A 20804-nucleotide genomic window follows, 5' to 3' on the forward strand; every position below is an offset into this window, starting at 1 on the left:
AATCTCTTTAATCAATTACTCAAGCTTCATTTAAACAGCCCGATTCTGTGAAGAACCGGGCTGTTTTTTTAAGTAAAGTATTCAAATTTTGCATTAGGAAAGAACTTTTCCATATAACTATATAGATGCTCTTTGATGTCTTCCTCTTCTTCTTTTTGATAAATGTATTTTCCTATACCATACTTCCCCCATTTTATTCTTCGGGATTCTTCGTCCAGTTCAAGCTTAGTCATTGGGTAGTTTTTTTCGATCACCTTTTTAGCAGGCTTCGTAAAACGATGCTGGATGAATTCAAAGGTAATATCATCTCGTGCATCCTTTGGAAGCTCTGCATCTAATCGTTCAAACATATGATAATACCCTTCTTTCCAGCCTTCATGAAGATATATAGGAGCGACAATAAACCCAAGTGGATATCCTGCTCTTGCAACCTTCCCTGCAGCCTCAATCCTCTTGTCTAATGGAGAAGTACCAGGCTCAAAATTTTTAATCACATAATCCGCATTTACACTAAAGCGAAATCTGGTCTTTCCATTATGCTTCGCATCTAATAAATGATCTACAAAGTGAAATTTCGTCACGAATCGCAGTCTACCGAATTCCGATTTACCAAAATGTTCAATCGCTCTTTTTAAGGTATGAGTTAAATGGTCTATTCCTACAATGTCAGAGGTACAGGATGCTTCGAATCTTGTGATCTCCGGTGCACGTTCTTCCATATACTTATCAGCGGCTCCGAGAATTTCCTCTACATTCACATATGTACGGATATAAGGTTTGGTTCCCATGGTTGTTTGTAAATAGCAATAATGGCAATGTCCCATGCAACCAGTAGCAAAAGGAATGGCATATTCCGCAGAAGGCTTAGAGGAATCAAATTTCAGGGTTTTTCTAATTCCTACAACTAGCGTAGACTTAGCTATGCGGTATTTTTGAAAGTCATTATCTCCAGGAAGGTTACGTATTTGGTTATGAGAGGTCGTATAATGAATTTCTTTCCCCATTTTCTCAAACTTTTCTTTCAGTTCTCTACCTAGTGGATAATCAAGTGCCTTTGGCTCAAAATACACAAGCTGAGGTGTAAAAGGTTTTCTCATGTTCAACCTCCATTATTGAAAATAGTGACGATACGCTTGCTCTGCTTCAAAAGCACTTGTATAAATAGCCAAATCAGCTGTTAAAGGATAATATGTTTCATAAACAAAAACAGCCAGTCCATCCGGGTTATCTGGATCATTAACTACTGCAGCTGATTGAATGTTAGCTACACTTTGGATATGGGGGTTCCGATAAAAAATATAAACAATATCTCCTGCTGTATAATCTTCCATTTTGCTTCTCTCACACTCCTAGCTTTTTCACTAGCTTGGCTTTCCTAAAAGAATTTATGTAATAAATACAATTGAAAAAACCATATCCGCTAAATCGAATAATGGTTTAGTTATTGAAATCAAAATCATAATTTCTTTAAAAGACCCTATAACATATTAAGTACAAAGAAATTTGTGATTCCCTACATATATTGCGGTAATCAAGAAATATTTTAATCCTTATTTCATTCAGACAGGCCATCCCTTAGAAAAAATAAATAGGAGAATTTTAAAAAAGTATAAGTTCTACATTTATATTCGGTTAACTAAACATATGCTTTAGTAAACCTAAGAAAAAAGGAGCTGCCCATTGATTATATATGTCGTTAATAATGGAGATACGCTTTGGGAAATTGCTAATCGGTACCACATAGATATAAATGCGATTTTACAAGCGAACCAATTACCTGATCCAAATACTCTATTGGTTGGTCAATCGCTTATTATTCCTATTTATGGAGTCTATCATACAGTTCAAACTGGCGAAACTCTTTGGTCAATCGCACAACAGTATGGTATAACGGAACAAACTATTCTTCTTTCTAACAGACTAGCAAATCCAAATCTTTTATATCCTGGTGAGCGAATTTTTATTCCTCCTATCATTCATGTTGTGCAACCTGGTGAAACACTACGACAAATTGCTAGCCTTTATGGAACAACTATTCAAGCACTTATTAATCAAAATAAAATACAAACGCCTGGCCTCCTATATCCAGGAACACAACTAATCATTCCTAGAGTCAAGCCATTAGTCGAAGTGAACGCCTATACCTATCAGAAAGAAGAGGATGCCGTCCAGACGGTAAACAGTCTTCAATCTCTACTCACCTATATTAGTCCCTTTGCTTACAAGCTTACAGAAAGTGGTGATTTAGAGCCCTTACAGGACGAACTGTTAATAGAAGCAGCTGTTACCGACAATATTGTACCAATGATGGTGATCACCAATTTTTCATCTACTGAGGCTGGAACTAATCTCATGCATGTCATTTTCTCTAATCCAGATATATTAAAGAAATTGATGACAAACGTTCTTCAGATTATGGAGGATAAGGGTTATAGAGGATTGAATATTGACCTGGAAAACGTATTACCAGAAGACAGAGATGCTTATACCTCCTTTCTCCAGCTAGCAGCCGATACACTTCATCCTAAAGGGTACTTTGTTTCTACTGCAGTTGCTCCTAAAGTTAGCGAGACTCAATCCGGCTTGCTATATGAAGCACATGATTATGAAGCACATGGAAGAATTGCAGACTTTGTGATCCTAATGACGTATGAATGGGGTTGGCGCGGTGCATCTCCTCAAGCGATTTCCCCCGTCAATCAAATGAAAAAGGTAGTAGAATATGCTTTAACTGTTATTCCTGCAGACAAACTATTTTTAGGCTTTCAAATATATGCAAGAGACTGGAGAATTCCTCATGAAGCTGGGCAAATTGCAGAGACCTTTAGCCCGCAGGATGCAATTACATTGGCTACCCAATACGGAGCAAGAATACAGTTTGATACAGTGGCTCAATCACCTTTTTTTAATTACACAGATGAGCAGGGACAGAAACATGAGGTTTGGTTTGAGGATGCTCGAAGTGCTCAGGCTAAATTTAATTTAGTCAAACAATATCGTTTGCGAGGTATTAGTTATTGGGTGTTAGGTTATTCCTTCCCTCAAAACTGGGTATTGTTAGATGATAACTTTGTAGTAAAGAAAATAAAAGATTAAAGCCTATCTCTCATTTACATGTTGAGTGACTATAAATAAAGAAAAAAACCTACCATCTATTGAAGATGGTAGGTTCTTGATGATTTATAAAATATCGCTTATACAATATCGTCTATAACTTCACTAACGTCTTCCAAAGGTTCCATGTTCTCTGCTACCTTTTGGTCTATTTTTAGTCGAAGTGTTTCTGCTGTTTCTGCATGTACATCCTTAAGTAGCTCTGGGTTGTTCATAAGAGACATACCGTAAGATGGAATCATCTCTTTGATCTTTGGCTCCCACTCCGTTATATGATCTGGGAAGCATCGTTTAAGAACGTCCAACATAACTGGTACTGCAGTAGAGGCACCTGGAGAAGCACCTAATAAGGCCGCGATGGAACCGTCCTCTGCAGTGATAACTTCTGTACCAAATTGAAGAGTTCCTTTTCCTCCAGCTTCTGTGTCCTTAATCACTTGTACGCGTTGGCCTGCTACAACTAAGTCCCAATCCTCTGCTTTAGCATCTGGGATAAAGATTCGTAGCTCTTCCAAGCGTTGTTCTTTAGACAGCATTACCTGTTGGACCAAATATTTTGTTAGAGACATCTCTTTGGCACCTGCAGCTAGCATTGTAAAGAGATTATGTGGCTTAACAGAAGTTACTAAATCCATCATCGATCCAGTTTTTAGGAACTTCGGTGAGAAACCAGCGAAAGGTCCAAATAGTAGTGATTTTTTATTGTCAATAAAGCGAGTATCCAAATGAGGTACAGACATTGGTGGAGCTCCAACAGCAGCTTTACCATATACCTTAGCATGATGCTTCGCAACTATTTCAGGATTATTACAAACCATGAATATACCGCTTACTGGGAAGCCACCGATATGTTTTCCTTCAGGAATACCCGATTTTTGTAGGAGATGTAGACTTCCGCCTCCACCACCAACAAAGACGAATTTCGCTGTATGGTTCTCGATTTTGCCTTCCGCGAGGTTCTTCACTTTTACTTCCCATTTGCCATCTGGCGTACGGTTTAAATTCTCTACACTAGACTTATAATTGACCTTAACATTTTTAGTCTTTAAGTGATCGAACAACATACGAGTCAATGCCCCAAAGTTAACATCTGTACCAGTGTCAATTTTAGTTGCAGCGATCGCTTCATTAGCGGTACGGTTTTCCATGATTAATGGAATCCATTCTTTTAACTGGGCTGGATCATCAGAGAATTCCATTCCTTCAAATAATGGATTCTGGGTCATCGCTTCAAAGCGCTTCTTCAAGAACTCCACGTTTTCTGTTCCTTGAACCATACTCATATGAGGTAAAGGCATAATAAAGTCCTGAGGATTCTCGATTAAATTACTTTTTACGAGATGAGACCAAAATTGCATAGAAACCTGAAACTGTTCATTTACATTGATTGCTTTTGTGATATCAATAGAACCATCTGGTCTTACAGAAGTGTAGTTGAGCTCACAAAGAGCTGCATGTCCTGTTCCCGCATTATTCCATTCATTTGAGCTCTCTTCTCCTGCACTTTCGAGCTTCTCAAATACTTTTATATCCCACTCCGGTACTAATTCCTTTAAAAGCGTTCCTAAAGTCGCGCTCATAATACCGGCACCAATTAAGATAACATCTGTTTTAGTTTCTGTGTTGCTCACTTTTACCATCCCTATACTTTATATTTGCAGAAGCCTTGTTAACGCTACCAAAACAAAGAGTTAGTTAACCTGCTTCTGACTCTATATAACCGTGACTATTGCTTTAAATTTGTTTATAAGTTCAGAATATCTATTCTATTATAATATAATTAATGATTTTTTTAAAGTGTGTAGAAATTGTGAATTAATTTAGATAATGGAGCTAAAAAAATCTTCAAAAATAACGAGATTTTTAATTCTAAATCCGTCTAACAGAAGCAAACATTAGGATTGTAGATAATTAATGCATCTTCTTTATGAGTTCGAATAGCACTAAAATACTCTTGGAAAATGTACGGCCCCTCATGGTACTTAAATATACGTTCCGATTTAAATATGCACTATGAACAGGGCGTGTTAGTAGAGAGTCAGATAGATGCTGCGTAACATAATTTTGGGGTAGAATCGCAATTCCTAAACCTTCCTCTACTAATACTTTTATCATTTCAAATCTCTCTATTTTATAGGATATATGTGGTGTCACATTTTCCTGTTCAAATGCCTTTAATATTTGTGCACTTGTTTCAAACTCAGGCATCCCTATTATAAGTGGTTCCTGAGTAAAATCCTTCAGTGTAAGTTGTTCTTTTTGGGCAAAAGGATGATCTTTTTTTATAAGTACAACATAGGGTTCGTTATACAATAATTCACTTTGTATTTCTTCATCCACAATGTGCTGGTTTGTAATGACTCCATGTACATGTAAGCCTAGCAATGCTTGTCTTACTGTTTGATTATAAAGCGTGTCAATAAGAGTAAGCTGGTTGGATGGATATAACTTTTGATAATCAGTAATGACTTGTGACAACCAATAATTTGCTGATTCAATTACTCCTAATCTGATTTCTAACTGTTCTCCTTTTGCCAGCTCCTTTAACTCTGTTTGCATGACCTCGAACTGAGCAACTAAGCCTTTTGACCGTTCCCAAAACTGCTGACCCATTTCTGTTAATTGAAACTGCTTTGTTGTTCTTTCTATTAACGGAGTATCCATTTCTTGCTCAAGTGCCTTAATGGCATTACTTAATGAAGGCTGAGAAATATGCAAGGCTTTAGCTGCCCTGGAAAAGCTGCGATATTTCACAGTGGCATTAAAGTAATACATCTTTCGTAAATCCAATTCTTCGCCCCCATTTATAGTTTTAAACTATTATAATATAAAAAATTAATATTGGTTATTATAAATGTTTAAAATTATACTAACAATATGATTTTTTAGATAAATGAGGGTGGAAATATGCATAAACCTACAGAGTTAAAAATATGGCAAGGTCGCGTGGATCATGAGTCAGACCACACTTACTACCGTTATCATCAAGTAGTGCAGTTGGCATCTACAGATACTCAAGGGAACATTGGAATAATTGGCTTTGCATGTGATGAAGGAGTACAACGTAACAACGGACGCATTGGAGCAAAGAATGCACCTCTCGCTTTACGTAAACAGTTAGCAACATTACCTTGGCGTCATCCAAATTATGAAAACGCTTTAATAGATTATGGGGATGTCATTTGCGAAGGCAATGAATTAGAGCAAGCTCAAAGTGAACTAGGAGATAAGGTTTCCAACATCTTATCAAATGGAAAGGCGATCGTACTAGGCGGTGGGCATGAAACATTGTACGGACAGTATTTAGGTGTGCGAAAAGCATTTGGTCCAGATGCTTCCATTGGATTAATTAATATAGATGCACACTTTGACATGCGCTCATACGATAAACAGCCTTCCTCAGGTACGATGTTTAAGCAAATTTTAGATGAGGATCCAAATGCAGATTATTTCGTTTGCGGTATTCAACAATATGGCAATACCACTGCCTTATTTGATATAGCAGATCAGTATAATGTGAGTTATTTTACAGATGAACAGTTGGACTTCCCTTCGTTTACTATAGACTTACATAATTTTATGGATACACATGATGTGTTGCTCGTTACACTTTGTATGGATGTTTTAAATGCTGCGGAGGCGCCTGGAGTCAGTGCACCGTCACCATTTGGCTTATCAGCTGTAAAGGTCCGAGACATTCTACGACAAATGGCTTCTCATAAAAAAACAGTCAGCTTTAGTATTTGTGAGGTCAACCCTTTACTTGATGTAGATAACCGGACGGCAAAATTGGGAGCTTACTATATCAATGAAGTAATTATGAATAGTTTCGAATAAACAAGGGGGATACGTATGGTATTAAATCAAATTACAACGCTCAGTCTAGCAGTGGCATTATTTTTAATCGGTACATTTTTAGTTAAAAGAATTGGATGGTTGAACCGCTTTTGCATCCCAGCACCAGTAGTTGGAGGCTTAATTTTCGCCATTTTAGCAACCGTATTAAAAAGTTTTGATATTCTTGACATAACGTTAGATACATCACTTCAATCCATTTTCATGATTACCTTTTTTACAACCATCGGACTTGGGGCAAGCTTCAAGCTTGTAAAATTAGGAGGAAAACTACTCGTTATATATTGGTTAGCTTGTGGATTTCTAGCTTTCATGCAAAACGTAATTGGCGTTTCGTTGGCAAAGGTAATGGATATTCATCCGCTGATCGGTGTAATGGCTGGAGCTCGCTGGTGCCCTTGTCGGTGGTCCAGTCGTTCAATATTTAATACGCAAGTTCAACTTAAAGCCATCTTCTGAAGAAACAGAAGAATATGTAGAAAAAGCACAGCATGAAATTACCGAGAAATCATTTATGGTACAGGTCTTCTTAATTACCTTCTGTATGGCTGTTGGTACATATGTCGGTGAATGGTTCTCTACTATGACTGGTTTTGTGTTACCGGGCTACGTAGGGGCGATGTTTGTAGCTGTAATTGTTCGTAACATTTTAGATCGCTTTAATCCTAATCTAATCAATATGAAAGAGATTAACCTAATAGGAGATATCTCTCTTGGTATTTTCCTATCTATGGCACTGATGAGCATCAAGCTCTGGGAAGTAGCAGACTTAGCCCTTCCATTGTTTGTCATCATATTAGCGCAAGTGATCTTCATCGTATTATTTGCAGTAATCGTCCTTTTCCGTTTGCTAGGAAAAAATTATGATGCAGCCATTATGGTATCAGGTTTCCTTGGTCATGGACTTGGAGCAACACCTAACGCCATGGCCAATATGTCAGCAGTAGTTTCAAAATTTGGGCCATCCCGTAAGGCGTTCTTAGTAGTACCAATCGTTGGTGCTTTTTTGATCGATGTTTTCGGTATGCCAATTATTATTACTACAATTAATTTGTTTAAATAGACAAAATAAAAGCGCAAGCCTTTAAATATCAAAGGTTTGCGTTTTCTTATTGGAATAGGTTATTCAAAATAGTTATCTCGAAGAAACTCCTAGACTTCCAAGTCAAAAACCATCATGTAATATTTCCCAATTAGTGTTTGGAGGATTTAAATATTTTATTCTGGGTATCTAATATACTTACGAGTTGAGCTTAGGATGTGATGTTTTTATGTTTGGACTATCTGACCTCTTGTCACTGATTATTTCTGCATTTATCATCTTGCCTGTGGTCGTATTTCTGCGAGAATCCGGTTATTTAATCGTTAGCTGGTTATTCGGAGTAGTAAAACCACGGCTTACAATCGGTTCTGGACCCAGGCTCTTTAAAATTGGAATGATTGATATACGTAAGTATTATCATTTGTATAGCTGGTTTTCCTACGATGACTTAAAGCGTAAAAGTAAGTTTGCTTATGTTAGCATTTATTCTGGACCAATATTGGTTAACCTGATTATTGCCCTCCTCATTAACTTCTTAATTGCCAACGGATGGGCTGCAGAATATAAAACATTTTGGGATCGCTTTGTTTTCTATGCCTTCTATTATTTGTTATTTGATATAGTACCTATGATTACGATTAATGGTAAACCGAACAACGGCATGATTATTTATGAAATGATTCGATACGGAAAGAGAATCGACTTCAACGCAGAATCCTTCCTCCCAGCTACTTCAGATGTGGAGAACGAGTATCATGAACAGATGAAGCAAATAGAAGAAATAAAAAAAGAGAGAGAAGAGGAAAAACATGAACACTAAACTATTCACTTTTCTTCTCTCTCAAAAGAACCGATTTAAGATAATCTCTTAAATCGGCTCTTTTTTATATAAAATCGTGTTTATGCATTCTTTATCGTAAATACAGCCTAGCCTAGTAGCTAAGCCTATTTTCTTTATACCTCCCTTAGACGCCTTGCTTTAAGAGCAAGCCCTTGGTTCAGTATCAAGGCACCTATCATTTGAATGACTGTCTTCACAATCACTTGGCCGACAATTGCTGCTGGTACAGCTTCCCACGGTATAAATCCTGCTCCAAGTGGACTCAATCCAACGATTACGAAAACAACAGAATCAAGAAGACCTCCCACAATCCCACTGTAAAAAACTCTCCACGCCATTGGTAACTTTAAGCGTGTATAGATTTCTGTATCTGCTGTCTCGGCGATTACAAAAGATAAAGCAGATGCTGCCACAATCATTAAAGTATCTCCAAGTGCAAATGATGCAGTCCCTGATAAGAGTAATGCTAAGAAGATAAATAAATATGTTTTAGCTCTACCATATTTATTTTGCACAAGATCTCGAAAAATGAAGGTTGCTCCAACAAAAAGCGTTCCCATAGGAACGATAAACATGCCAAACTCTAACGGTGCAAATCTAGCCGTCACCACATTTGCAATAACAATAGATAATAAATAAAATAATATTCTCATTATGCTTCTCCTTTAAACATCACTAACTCTGTAAAGGTTAGTACCATTTATATATTATTTTTCTCAAGTTCTCGCTTCGTATTTAAATACTCCTCAAGCCCATTTTCACGTAATTTACATGCTGGGCACTCTCCACAACCATCTGCAATGATTCCGTTATAACAGGTTAAAGTTCTTTCTCTCACATACTCAAATACACCAAGTGAATCTGCTAGCTCCCATGTTTGTGCCTTGTTGATCCACATTAATGGTGTATGAATGACAAAGGAACTATCCATTGATAAATTTAATGTCACATTCATCGATTTGATAAAAACGTCGCGACAATCGGGATACCCACTAAAGTCTGTTTCACAAACCCCTGTCACGATATGCTTTGCTCCTACTTGACTAGCTAAGACACCAGCAAATGAAAGAAAAAGCAGATTTCTTCCGGGAACAAATGTTGAAGGTAGCTCACCTTTATCCCCTTCTTCAATTTTGATCTCCTCGCGTGTCAATGCATTAGCTGCAAGCTGATTTAGTAATGACATATCGAGCACATGATGTTCGATGCCAAGCTCTTTTGCTATTTCTTTTGCACAGTCCATCTCCAGGCGATGCCTTTGACCGTAATCAAAGGTCACGGCCACCACCTCTGCAAAATTTTCTATCGCCCAGAACAAACAAGTCGTACTATCTTGCCCTCCACTAAATACAATAAGTGCTTTTCCTTGTTTCATGTGTAAATCTCCTTCACGACGAAAAACAGCACGCTAAGAGAAGTGCTGTTTTCATCTTAGTTTTTTTAAGAGGGTCGCTAATAACCTCTTCCTTGCTAACAAGGATCTATTTAATTAATTTTCATTTATAGTAATCGTCTTGGAGTAAGAAGTTCCTAGTTCCTATTATTCAATTCTATTTATCGATTATCAATATTTTCTGGATTAAGATCATGATTCATTAAACGATAGCTAGCGATTTCCTCATATTTTGTCCCTGGTCGTCCATAGTTGCACCAAGGATCAATAGAGATACCACCACGTGGTGTAAATTTCCCCCAAACCTCAATATATCTAGGGTCTAGCAGTTTGATTAAATCATTCATAATAATGTTCACACAGTCCTCGTGGAAATCACCATGGTTTCTAAAGCTAAATAAATATAGCTTCAGCGATTTACTTTCCACTATTTTTTTATCCGGGATGTATGAAATATACATAGTGGCAAAATCAGGTTGTTGCGTTATTGGACATAGACTCGTAAACTCTGGACAATTAAACTTCACAAAATAATCTCGATTAGAATGGAGATTGTCTACTGATTCTAATACTTCAGGCGCATAGTTAAATGCATATTGCACTTTTTGATTTCCTAATAAGGTCAAATCTTCTAATCCTTCAGCTGACTTTCGGCCAGACATAAAAAAACCCCCTTGAAAAGTAATATCAAATCTTTTCAAGGAGAGGCTGCAACATTTTCTATAAAACTTTACAGGATTAAAACAAAAAAGCCATGTCCAGTTATGGACATGGCGTGATCGTCATGTATCCATAGTTTTTTATAGAGGGTATCTGCTATGAACCTCTCCTGAAAAATTTCAGGTATTTATCTAAAAAAATAATATAATACATGGTGATAAATGTCAAATTGAATTATTAATGTATTACTCTGTTCCTTACTATTGAAGGTTTCATAATAGTTTAGCCCCTTCAATGAAAAAATTGGTAATCTTTTATTTTCTAAAATCAATTATTATGGTAGAATTACTTTTTGTGAATGAAAGGTAATACAAAAGTTATAGCAATGACCATTTTATAGGACTTTAACAAGGATAAAAGTCATCTATAAGTTAAATAACGACGATTTGCCGAAGGATAAAAATTAAAAAGGGGCTCCTCATTATGATAAGAAGTTTTAAAATGTCTATTAAAACCAAAATCTCTACTATAATTACTATAGTAGTTGCAACCAATATTCTACTAGGTTTAATGGGTTTATTTAATCTACAAAATGTCCAATCTTCGTTAGAAGAGAGCTTGGAGAGTAGGTCTAAAAATTTGAATTTATTGCGAACAGTTGGAATCGACTTTCATCAAATGTATATAGCTGAAAAAAATCTCTATTTATATGAACCAAGTACTAGTGCTTTTAAAGATCAATTAGAAGAATATAATGGTCAAAAGGTAGATATTGAAGAAAGATTTTCAGAGTATTACTCAAATATTATTAATCTACCAAACGAAAAAAAACTAGCGCAAGCGCATGAAGATATGAAAGAAGAATACTTTACAATCTCGAATGAAGTTGTTCAGTTACTATCCTCTTCCAATCCTTCCGACCGTGAACAAGGTATGTTGTTATCTCAAAATGAAGGATATATAAAATTTGATGCAGCAGAAGAATCCTTAGATGTAATTGGTGATTTATATTTCGATAATAACGAAATCATGTTAAAAGAAGTAAAAGAAAAGTATTCTCTTCTCTTTACAGTTACATGCATTGTAATCTTACTTTGTTTAATAGTTAGTTCGTTACTAGGTCTATTAGTTATTCGTTCTATCAATCGTCCGATTCAAACATTAAGAAATAGTGTTAAAAAGGTAGCTGAAGGCGATTTAACAGTAAATATTAAATCATTTGCAAATGATGAATTAGGGGAATTATCGAAGGATTTTAATTTAATGACTCAACAAACGAAACAGTTAATATCAACCGTCAGAAATACAGTAGAACACCTTAGTGATTCTTCCCATCAACTTAGTTTAATCTCAGATGAAACTAGTGTAACTGGTGAAAAAATAAGCAAAGAAATTGTGGAAATTGCTGAGGGAGTGACAAAACAAAAAGTCTTAACAGAAGCAACGGATCAAAAAACCTTGGAACTTTCAAATGTTATAAATAAATTAAATGAAAAAAATATACAAATGGATGAGCTATCAGCAAATGCTAAGATTGTTCTTCAACAGGGGGTAGGAAAGCTCAAAGACTTACAAGAAAAAACGGAAATATCAATAAACAGTACTGATGAAGTTGTAAAAGTGGTACATGTACTTGCGGAAAATATGAAAAAAATCGGATATATTGTTCAAACATTAAATGAAATTTCTAGTCAAACTAACTTACTTGCACTTAATGCAAGTATTGAGGCAGCGAGAGCTGGTGAATACGGTGTTGGTTTTGCTGTTGTTGCAGCTGAGGTACAAAAATTAGCAGCACAATCGGCAACTGCCTCCAAACAAATCGAAGACACGATCATGACGATTGAGAACGATACAGTTAAAACGCTCGATTTAATGAATCAAACCGCTCATATTAACAGTGAGCAAGGCATTATTATGGGGGAAACAGGTAAAGCATTTAATACGCTAAATGACGCCATTAGTCACATTCTGCATTCGCTTACTGAAATTAATGGTGAAATTTTGAATGCCAATCTTATTAAGGAAGACGTTGTAAAAGCTATTTCAGAAATATCAGATGTTGCTAATGAGGTTTCACTAAAAACAGAGTTAATAAATGCTTCTGTTGATCATCAGTACGAGGCTTTTATAAACCTACAAGAATCGGCTGAGATGTTAAATGGGCTAAGTGAAAAAGTAAATAAGATGATTCAAAGTTTCCATATTGAAGACTAAGATGCTTGATAAGTGCTCAAGGCTCTCTAAAGGAACAACGAAATGAAATCATTAATATATAAAAAGAAACCAACTCATGTAAAACAAAGTTGGTTTCTTTTTTTAAAATAATCTTGATACTGCTTTTGTATTCTTTATAACTAGGACTAGATTAGTAAGATATTAACCATTAACTAGTTGAGGCGTCGTGTTACGTATCAAATAATCAAATGATCCAAGTGCAGCGGTTGCCCCTGAACCCATTGAAATGATGATTTGCTTGTATACTGTGTCCGTACAGTCACCTGCTGCGAATACGCCAGGCATGCTTGTCGCACCATGCTTATTAATAATGATTTCATTATTTTGATTTAAATCAATTATACCTTTTAAAAATTCTGTGTTCGGTAGTAGACCAATTTGTACGAAAACCCCTTGTAGCTCAATATGCTCTTCTTTTCCAGACACAACATCCAAATAAGTTAACCCGTTCACTTTATCTGTACCTGTAATTTCTTGTGTTAAGGCATTTGTTAAAACCGTTACATTAGATAGACTATGTAAACGCTCTTGTAATACTGTATCAGCCTTTAGCTCTGCATTCCTTTGCAATAAGTAAACATGATTCACAATACCCGCTAAATCAATCGCAGCTTCTACTCCTGAGTTTCCACCGCCAACTACTGACACATCTTTCCCTTTGAAGATAGGACCATCACAATGCGGACAATATGCTACGCCTTTATTTTTAAATTCTTGCTCGCCCGGTACACCTAATTGACGGTAGCGTGCCCCTGTTGAAAGAATAACTGTTTTTCCTTTCAATACTGCACCGTTTTCTAAAGTTACTTCTACCATCTCGTTACGAGCAATACTTGTAACTCGTTGGGATTTCATAATATCTACATTGTAATCCGCTACATGTGCCTCTAGGCTTGAAACAAATTGTGGACCTTCTGTAGCTCTGGTACCAATAATGTTCTCAATAGCCAATGTGTCATTTACTTGGCCACCAAAGCGCTCCGCTACAATTCCTGTGCGAATACCTTTACGAGCAGAATAGATTGCGGCTGAGGCACCTGCCGGACCGCCACCAACTACTAATACATCGAACGGCTCAACGTCTCCAAATTCAGAGCCGTCAGACGCTTCTCCAAGCTTGTTTAAAATATCCTCAAGCTCCATACGCCCTCCACCAAAGTTCTCACCGTTCATATAAACTGTTGGTACGGCCATAATGTCACGTTCTTTAATTTCGTCTTGGAACGTGCCACCCTCTACCATTGTGTTAGAGATATTTGGATTTAACACAGACATAATATTCAATGCTTGCACAACGTCTGGACAATTGTGACAAGTCAGGCTCACGTACGTTTCAAATTTCATAGGTTTCTTGATTGCTTGAATGCGTTTAATCACTGACTCGTCTACCTTTGGAGCACGACCAGAAACCTGTAATAAGGCTAGTACTAATGATGTAAATTCATGGCCAAGTGGTAAGCCTGCGAATGTTACACCTGACTCCTCCCCCACCTTATTAATGCTAAAGCTAGGAGTACGCTCTAGTAATGCATGTTGTACAGTAATTAGCGGAGACATATTTTCTAACTCCGTTACAAGATCAAGCATATCATTGGATACCTTATCATCGCTTACGCTTACTTTGATAACTATCTCACCTTCTAATAATGCTAAATACTGTTGTAACTGAGCTTTCAAGTTTGCATCTAATAGCATAAACTTCGCTGTCGCTGACATGTAGAATTATTATAGTCAGAAAATTCTATAACTATCATTAAATAATAAATCTATATGTTATCCTCAACGAGCAGCCCCTCACCTCTATTCATAATTTTTTAATACGCTTATTTCTTTTTTCTTTGTAATCCTAATAAAAAATAGCGACAAGGCTGTCTGAAAATAATTTCATAACAGGCACTTGCCGCTTAAATCTCGCTCTAGTTTATATAGCTTAGAAACTTAGATTTTACCAACTAGGTCTAAGCTTGGAGTTAAAGTTTCGCCGCCTTCTTGCCATTTAGCTGGGCAAACTTCGCCTGGATTATTGCGAACATATTGAGCTGCTTTTATTTTGTTTACTAACGTAGATGCATCACGACCGATACCACCAGCGTTAATTTCGTAAGCTTGTACAATACCTTCTGGGTCAAGGATGAAAGTACCGCGCTCTGCTAAGCCATCTTCTTCATTTAATACATCGAATGCTTTAGAAATTGTGTGGGATGGATCACCAATCATTATGTATTCGATCTTGCCGATAGTATCGGAAGTATCATGCCAAGCTTTATGTGTGAAGTGAGTGTCTGTCGATACAGAGTAAACTTCAACTCCTAAAGATTTTAATGTTGCATATTCATTTTGTAAGTCTTCTAGCTCTGTAGGACATACGAAAGTGAAATCTGCAGGATAGAAGCATACTACCGACCATTTACCTTTGAAGTTTTCAGAAGATACGTCGATAAATTCACCTTGTTGAAATGCTTTTGCAGTGAATGGTGCAATTTCTTTACCTATTAATGCCATGATTTATAGCCTCCTATGTATTATTTATTATTTCTCATAAGTATTAAAATTATCTTATAATAATTCTAATGTATAGTTTTATTATTCTATACATTTAGTTCTCAGTCAACCATTAAGGTATGAAAATAGTTGTTATCCAATACTCTGTTAATAATGTCCATAAAGAAGGTCTTTAACTTTATCGTAAACTCATGTCCCAAATATACAAAAAACTAAACCATTGGTATTACTATAGGTTCCGCCTTCGTAAATTTTTTTAACGACCTTATCTTGTTGCCTCTTTCAATTAAGCAACTTCGATATGAAAATAAGATGATACGATAAAGCATGTTACAATCATTGTATGAAGAATAGCTGGAGTGATTAAATTTGAGTAAACGGGAACAACAAAAGCAACAACGTCGTGAAAATATTATCAAGATTGCAACGGACTTATTTTTGGAGCAAGGTATACAAACTATACAAATGCAAGATATCGCGACTGCTGCTGGTGTTGGAATAGCAACGTTATTCCGTTATTTCCCTAAAAAAGAGTATTTAGTGATTGCTGCTACAAATGCAATTACGGATAAAATGGCTACAGATGTAGGGGAGATTGTAGGGCAAACAATCACTGCATACGAAAAAATAGAGCAGATTTTAGATTATTATATAAAAGTAACGAAGGATCCACAGCTACGTTTAGCGAAGTTTTATGAGTCATTTGATTTATATGAAAAAATAGCGGAGGAATCACCTGATCAATATGCGGAATATTTATCTGCACGCAGCAAATTGGCAGGTATTTTATTAACAGTAGGTGATCAGGGCAAGCAAGATGGTAGTTTAAGATCTGATGCCGATTTGCAAGTATTTATGATGACGATGGTTCAAAATTTTAGCATATTCGCTTATAAATCAAGGCTGACAAAGCATGATGCCTATCTTTCGTCGTTACTTACTGCAGAAAAACAATTATTTATGATGAAGGATGTTTTTTTACGTTACATCCGACCATAATAAGTAACGGACCTAGGAATTGACATTTTGACAGTTAAGTTGTTTACTAGTAAGTATAAAAGTGATAGTCAACTATCACTTTATATGAAACTTAGGAGGCCATTTACATGAGTCGTTTATCAGGTAAAGTTGCAATTATTACAGGAGCTGCGCAAGGTATGGGTGCAGCACATGCAAAATTATTCGTTGAGCACGGTGCAAAAGTCATTTTAACAGATTTAAATGAGGAAAAAGGAAATGCATTTGCAGCTGAGTTAGGTGAGAATGCTCTTTTTGTAAAACAAAACGTAACATCTGAAGAGGATTGGGCTACCGTTATTGCAAAAGCAGAAGAAGCTTTTGGTCCAGTAAACATTTTAGTAAACAATGCCGGTATTACAATGGCTAAAAATATGCTTGATATTACAGTAGAAGAATACCGTCGTATCGTGGATATTAACCAAGTTTCTGTTTTCTTAGGGATGAAAACAGTAGCAGCTTCCATGATGAAAGCTGGTGGCGGTTCCATCGTCAACATTTCTTCTATGAACGGCTTAGTTGCTGGGGCTGTTGGTTACACTGATACTAAATTTGCCGTACGTGGTATGACAAAAGCAGCTGCAATTAACTTAGCTCCAATGGGCATTCGCGTAAACTCTGTACATCCAGGTGTAATCGCTACACCAATGGTTGTGCAAGAAGATACAAAAGCAGCGGTTGAAGAATTCGCTAAACACATTCCTTTAAAACGCGTTGCACAGCCAGAAGAAGTATCTAATATGGTACTATTCTTAGCTTCGGACGAGTCTAGCTATTCCACAGGTTCAGAATTTGTAATCGATGGCGGATTAACTGCACAATAAGATTTTAAAAGGTCGATTTTCTATTAATGTAGAAAATCGACCTTTTTTTTATTTAATTTTCATTCCCAGTTCACCCTGCGATGAGATCAATGTCTTTATCTCGGTATTTAACTCTAGCCATTTTTTCACCCCTAGGTATTGTGAAAAAAACCTGAATTATGTTATTCTATCCAATTTACCAACTTACTCATTATTTTATGAAGAACTACTAAGTAACAGTAGCTTAACAAAATTAGGACGCTTTTGAGGTTTATTGCAAAATTTATTAACATTGGAAGGGATAACTTGACCTATTTGGTCTCCGCTATCCTTTTTACTTCTGCTCCTCCAATTAAAATCATTACACCTGTGTCTTTTAACCAACCTCAAACTAAAAAATAGCATATTGGTAAAAAAACGATTGGAGTTGGTGGCATTAGTAAGTTAAATCCAGATAAACTCACTGTTGAATATCGAGATGGTGTTTCAGCTACAGGACCCATCATTTCCAGAAGTAACACACTGACTCACTCTGATTTCACTGGAGAATTATTCTTAACAATTGGAACACAATTTGCTTGGGATAAAATTAATACTGAAATGAGAGACGAAGTACTAGGCGTTTGGAAAACACAAGGAAATAGTTTAAATTACAACGTATATCTATATCTAGATAAAGAAAATCACGACTTAAGTGCAGCAACAAAGCGGAATGAAGTTTTTAGGCGCGAATTACCACTTGCATTAACAACCATTCGATATGGCGATAGGTTTTTATTTGACCTATACCCAAGTTTAGATTATGCCTTAATAATCGTTAACTTTATGTCCATTTATCCGTCATTATTTAAACAGGAGGTTTGGGGTACCTTTAGCAATTACTCCATAACACTATAAACAAATAACTTGAATACCTACCGACCTTAATATGGAAGCTTCATACAACTCGTTTACGTTTAAACCACCAAAACATGTTGGATCAATATTTTTGGTGGTTATCTTATTAAATAAGTGCGATTTGTATAAATCGAATGTGGCCTCATTTTTATGTATTCTATACACAGAATACATAATTAGTAACGATATCACGGATTGCTATGCTATATTATATAAGTAATAAACAACTCTCGTTGACACCGAATAATGGTAACTTTAGATTAGGCAAATTAGCATTATTGGGTGCCAAACCCATTAGAGTTCTTCAGGAACAAAGAATTCTACCGCAGCATCTCCTTGTGAGATGCTGCTTTTTTGTTTCTTAATTTTGAATAGGGATTTCCCATTTCAAGAGGAATTTTATATTCCTTTAATGACTGGTATACTAATACTGTTAAATTGTTACCAGCTAGAATATTGCGACAATATCGTTCTAGTTTGTTCTTTTAGAAATAATATACTTCTCCCTATCACAAATTCAGTCTAGATATTGAAAAAATTTCTTAAGTTTAGTGAACGGTCTATCCTTCAAACATTAAGAGCACTGATAATTAAGTATCCAAGGGTATACAGCCTTTTAAGTATGCTCCACCTTTTGGGTGATTTCCTACAACTAGGTCCCCGCCATGCTGTTTAATAATTCGCTGAGAAATAGTTAATCCTAATCCGGCTCCTCCAGTTGAGCGATTTCTTGATGCTTCCCCTCGATATAGCGGTTCAAAAACTCTTTGCAGATCCTCTGCAGAGAACCCCTCCCCTGTATCTTGTATCGTAAAGATCACAAAGGTTTCATTTCTATTGCAATTGATATAAATTTCACCATTTCTAGGTGTATGTCTGACCGCATTATCTATTAAGTTATTCAATGCTCGCTCTAATAAGTGTGAATCGCCCTTAATATTACAATCACTTGTCAAATTATTTACAATGATAGAGATATCCTTTTGCTCAGCCCGAGGGCTTAAGCTTTCAATCGATTTCTTGAGAACAAGTATCAGATCAACCCTATTTTCACCACGTACCATTTCTTGGTACTCTGTCTTCGCAAACGTGAAAAGCTCCTCTACAAGTCGGTCCAACTGTGCTGACTTCTCCTTACAAACTGCCAAATACTTTGCTCTCTTTTCAGGCGAATCAGCAATACCTTACTCTAGGCCGTCTAAATAACCCCGTAAGGCAAATAACGGTGTCCGTAAATCATGCGCAACAGCAGCAATCACAAACCTCCGTTCATCTTCCAATTCAACTTGTTTATCAAAAGATTTTTTTAAACTATCGACCATAACATTAAACCCATCATGGACTTCAGCAATTTCTGAAATCTTTGAAGAAGGGATTTGGATATCCAAATCTCCATCTGCAATTTGGCGAGCACAGAGGCTCATTTTCTCTAAAGGGAGGAGAATATATCTTCGCATTGTATAGGCCACAATCAAAAAGGCCAATAGTAGACCCGTAATTCCCGCAACTATTTGTGTAATTTTTGACTTGGTCGGAATTCCAAGATTGAATGACTTTGTTTCAAGAAAATGCCCACCTACATAAAATATCCACGGGAAAATAAGTATAATTAATAAACTAAGAATGGTAAATTTACGAATGCGAATAGTTTTCACTTTTTTCTCCTTTGAAGCGATAACCTATACCCCATACGTTAACTATAAATTGGGGATTATTCGGATCAGCTTCAATTTTCTCCCGAAGTCGGCTTAGATGGACACGAATAGTATGTTTATCACCAATCCCTTCCCAAAATTTTCCGAGTAATTGATCATATGAAAAAACATATTTTGGATGTTCCGCGAACAGTTGCAGCAAATCATACTCTTTCGGAGTCAGTGATATGGATTGCCCATCTATAAATACTTCTCTTGTGGACAAATCCAATAAGAGACGTCCATAATCTAAGACCTTTCTGAATTCTTGCTTAGAACTGGATCGCCTTAATACAGCCTTTACTCTTGCAACAATCTCTCCCGGCGAAGCAGTTTTGACTATATAATCGTCTCCTCCAAGTGCTAATCCACGAATTTTATCTACGTCATCACTCAGAGCACTTAAAAATAGAATTGGCACATTACTTTCCATACGGATCTGCCGACATAACTCAAAACCATTTTGACCCGGCATCATGATATCTAGGACGAGGCAATCAATTGTACTTTGTTTCAGGGCGACGAGTGCCCAATTAGTGTCATAAGCCGTTTTCACATAAAAGCCTTCATTTTCTAAGAAATCTCTCAATAGTTCAACAATGCTAATGTCATCGTCAACGACTAAAACCGTATATCTTTCCATTACGAAAATTCCACCTTTCCTCAGACGACTCCCATAGATACCAACTAACAAAATTAAAATATAGTTTTAGTTTATCACTTTTACATTAAAGAATAAGTTTTCCGA

17 protein-coding genes, 2 pseudogenes and 1 riboswitch are annotated in these 20804 nt (G+C 36.4%); of the genes and pseudogenes, 8 read left to right on the forward strand and 11 right to left on the reverse strand.

Annotated elements, in window-relative coordinates; all coding sequences use genetic code 11:
- Nucleotides 1-68: 68 nt before the first annotated feature.
- The gene (splB, locus tag MKY09_RS18950) at nt 69-1097 is read right to left on the reverse strand and encodes a spore photoproduct lyase (protein ID WP_251555649.1); all 1029 of its coding nucleotides are present in this window, start codon (nt 1095-1097) and stop codon (nt 69-71) included.
- A 12-nt stretch (nt 1098-1109) separates the two neighbouring features.
- Nucleotides 1110-1331: a transcriptional regulator SplA domain-containing protein gene (locus tag MKY09_RS18955; protein ID WP_342567319.1), complete on the reverse strand. Its 222-nt coding sequence runs from the start codon at nt 1329-1331 to the stop codon at nt 1110-1112.
- 349 nt (nt 1332-1680) lie between these two features.
- Between MKY09_RS18955 and MKY09_RS18960 the strand changes: the two genes are divergently transcribed.
- Entirely contained in the window at nt 1681-3096 is a 1416-nt protein-coding gene (locus MKY09_RS18960) for a LysM peptidoglycan-binding domain-containing protein (protein ID WP_342567320.1), read from the forward strand.
- 98 nt (nt 3097-3194) lie between these two features.
- Here the strand turns inward: MKY09_RS18960 and MKY09_RS18965 are convergent, their stop codons facing one another.
- Nucleotides 3195-4754 (reverse strand): malate:quinone oxidoreductase, encoded by a 1560-nt coding sequence (locus MKY09_RS18965; RefSeq protein WP_298468723.1) that lies wholly within the window; start codon nt 4752-4754, stop codon nt 3195-3197.
- A gap of 271 nt (nt 4755-5025) precedes the next feature.
- Complete coding sequence (locus MKY09_RS18970) at nt 5026-5904, reverse strand: LysR family transcriptional regulator (protein ID WP_342567321.1); 879 nt, start codon at nt 5902-5904, stop codon at nt 5026-5028.
- 117 nt (nt 5905-6021) lie between these two features.
- Here MKY09_RS18970 and hutG point away from each other — a divergent pair, with 117 nt between their 5' ends.
- From hutG to MKY09_RS18985, 3 genes and pseudogenes are all read left to right on the forward strand, one after another.
- Complete coding sequence (gene hutG / locus MKY09_RS18975; RefSeq protein WP_169359790.1) at nt 6022-6951, forward strand: formimidoylglutamase; 930 nt, start codon at nt 6022-6024, stop codon at nt 6949-6951.
- Nucleotides 6952-6960: 9 nt separating this feature from the next.
- Nucleotides 6961-8032: pseudogene (locus MKY09_RS18980) on the forward strand (sodium/glutamate symporter).
- 208 nt (nt 8033-8240) lie between these two features.
- On the forward strand, nt 8241-8831 hold the full coding sequence (locus tag MKY09_RS18985) for a hypothetical protein (RefSeq protein ID WP_169359791.1): 591 nt from the start codon (nt 8241-8243) through the stop codon (nt 8829-8831).
- Nucleotides 8832-8965: 134 nt separating this feature from the next.
- Here the strand turns inward: MKY09_RS18985 and MKY09_RS18990 are convergent, their stop codons facing one another.
- The 3 genes from MKY09_RS18990 to queF all read right to left on the reverse strand — a co-directional run bounded on the left by MKY09_RS18990 (nt 8966) and on the right by queF (nt 10907).
- The gene (locus tag MKY09_RS18990; protein WP_298468716.1) at nt 8966-9505 is read right to left on the reverse strand and encodes a VUT family protein; all 540 of its coding nucleotides are present in this window, start codon (nt 9503-9505) and stop codon (nt 8966-8968) included.
- 47 nt (nt 9506-9552) lie between these two features.
- Nucleotides 9553-10227, reverse strand: a complete 675-nt coding sequence (queC, locus tag MKY09_RS18995; RefSeq protein WP_342567322.1) for a 7-cyano-7-deazaguanine synthase QueC — start codon at nt 10225-10227, stop codon at nt 9553-9555.
- Between the two features lie 179 nt (nt 10228-10406).
- Nucleotides 10407-10907 carry a preQ(1) synthase gene (queF, locus tag MKY09_RS19000; protein ID WP_298468713.1) on the reverse strand — a complete coding sequence of 167 codons (501 nt, stop codon included), beginning with the start codon at nt 10905-10907 and terminating at the stop codon, nt 10407-10409.
- Between the two features lie 124 nt (nt 10908-11031).
- Nucleotides 11032-11078: riboswitch (PreQ1 riboswitch) on the reverse strand.
- Nucleotides 11079-11388: 310 nt separating this feature from the next.
- On the opposite strand from queF, the gene MKY09_RS19005 reads away from it, so the two are divergent.
- Nucleotides 11389-13122 carry a methyl-accepting chemotaxis protein gene (locus MKY09_RS19005; protein ID WP_342567323.1) on the forward strand — a complete coding sequence of 578 codons (1734 nt, stop codon included), beginning with the start codon at nt 11389-11391 and terminating at the stop codon, nt 13120-13122.
- A 162-nt stretch (nt 13123-13284) separates the two neighbouring features.
- Here MKY09_RS19005 and ahpF read toward each other — a convergent pair whose 3' ends face one another.
- On the reverse strand, nt 13285-14838 hold the full coding sequence (gene ahpF / locus MKY09_RS19010; RefSeq protein ID WP_342568270.1) for an alkyl hydroperoxide reductase subunit F: 1554 nt from the start codon (nt 14836-14838) through the stop codon (nt 13285-13287).
- Nucleotides 14839-15081: 243 nt separating this feature from the next.
- Nucleotides 15082-15645 (reverse strand): alkyl hydroperoxide reductase subunit C, encoded by a 564-nt coding sequence (ahpC, locus tag MKY09_RS19015; RefSeq protein WP_169359796.1) that lies wholly within the window; start codon nt 15643-15645, stop codon nt 15082-15084.
- 369 nt (nt 15646-16014) lie between these two features.
- Between ahpC and MKY09_RS19020 the strand changes: the two genes are divergently transcribed.
- The 3 genes from MKY09_RS19020 (at nt 16015) to MKY09_RS19030 (ending at nt 18362) form a co-directional block, all read left to right on the forward strand.
- Entirely contained in the window at nt 16015-16644 is a 630-nt protein-coding gene (locus tag MKY09_RS19020; protein ID WP_342567324.1) for a TetR/AcrR family transcriptional regulator, read from the forward strand.
- Nucleotides 16645-16751: 107 nt separating this feature from the next.
- Nucleotides 16752-17486 carry a glucose 1-dehydrogenase gene (locus MKY09_RS19025; protein WP_169359798.1) on the forward strand — a complete coding sequence of 245 codons (735 nt, stop codon included), beginning with the start codon at nt 16752-16754 and terminating at the stop codon, nt 17484-17486.
- A gap of 414 nt (nt 17487-17900) precedes the next feature.
- Nucleotides 17901-18362 carry a staygreen family protein gene (locus tag MKY09_RS19030; RefSeq protein ID WP_342568271.1) on the forward strand — a complete coding sequence of 154 codons (462 nt, stop codon included), beginning with the start codon at nt 17901-17903 and terminating at the stop codon, nt 18360-18362.
- 590 nt (nt 18363-18952) lie between these two features.
- Here the strand turns inward: MKY09_RS19030 and MKY09_RS19035 are convergent.
- A pseudogene (locus MKY09_RS19035) lies at nt 18953-20017 on the reverse strand (HAMP domain-containing sensor histidine kinase).
- Entirely contained in the window at nt 19995-20699 is a 705-nt protein-coding gene (locus tag MKY09_RS19040; RefSeq protein ID WP_169359800.1) for a response regulator transcription factor, read from the reverse strand. The pseudogene MKY09_RS19035 and the gene MKY09_RS19040 overlap by 23 nt, the downstream one beginning before the upstream one ends.
- Nucleotides 20700-20804: the final 105 nt, after the last annotated feature.

Origin of the sequence: Psychrobacillus sp. FSL K6-4046 (assembly GCF_038624605.1) — a bacterium.
In the GTDB taxonomy this organism is placed as follows: Bacteria; Bacillota; Bacilli; order Bacillales_A; family Planococcaceae; genus Psychrobacillus.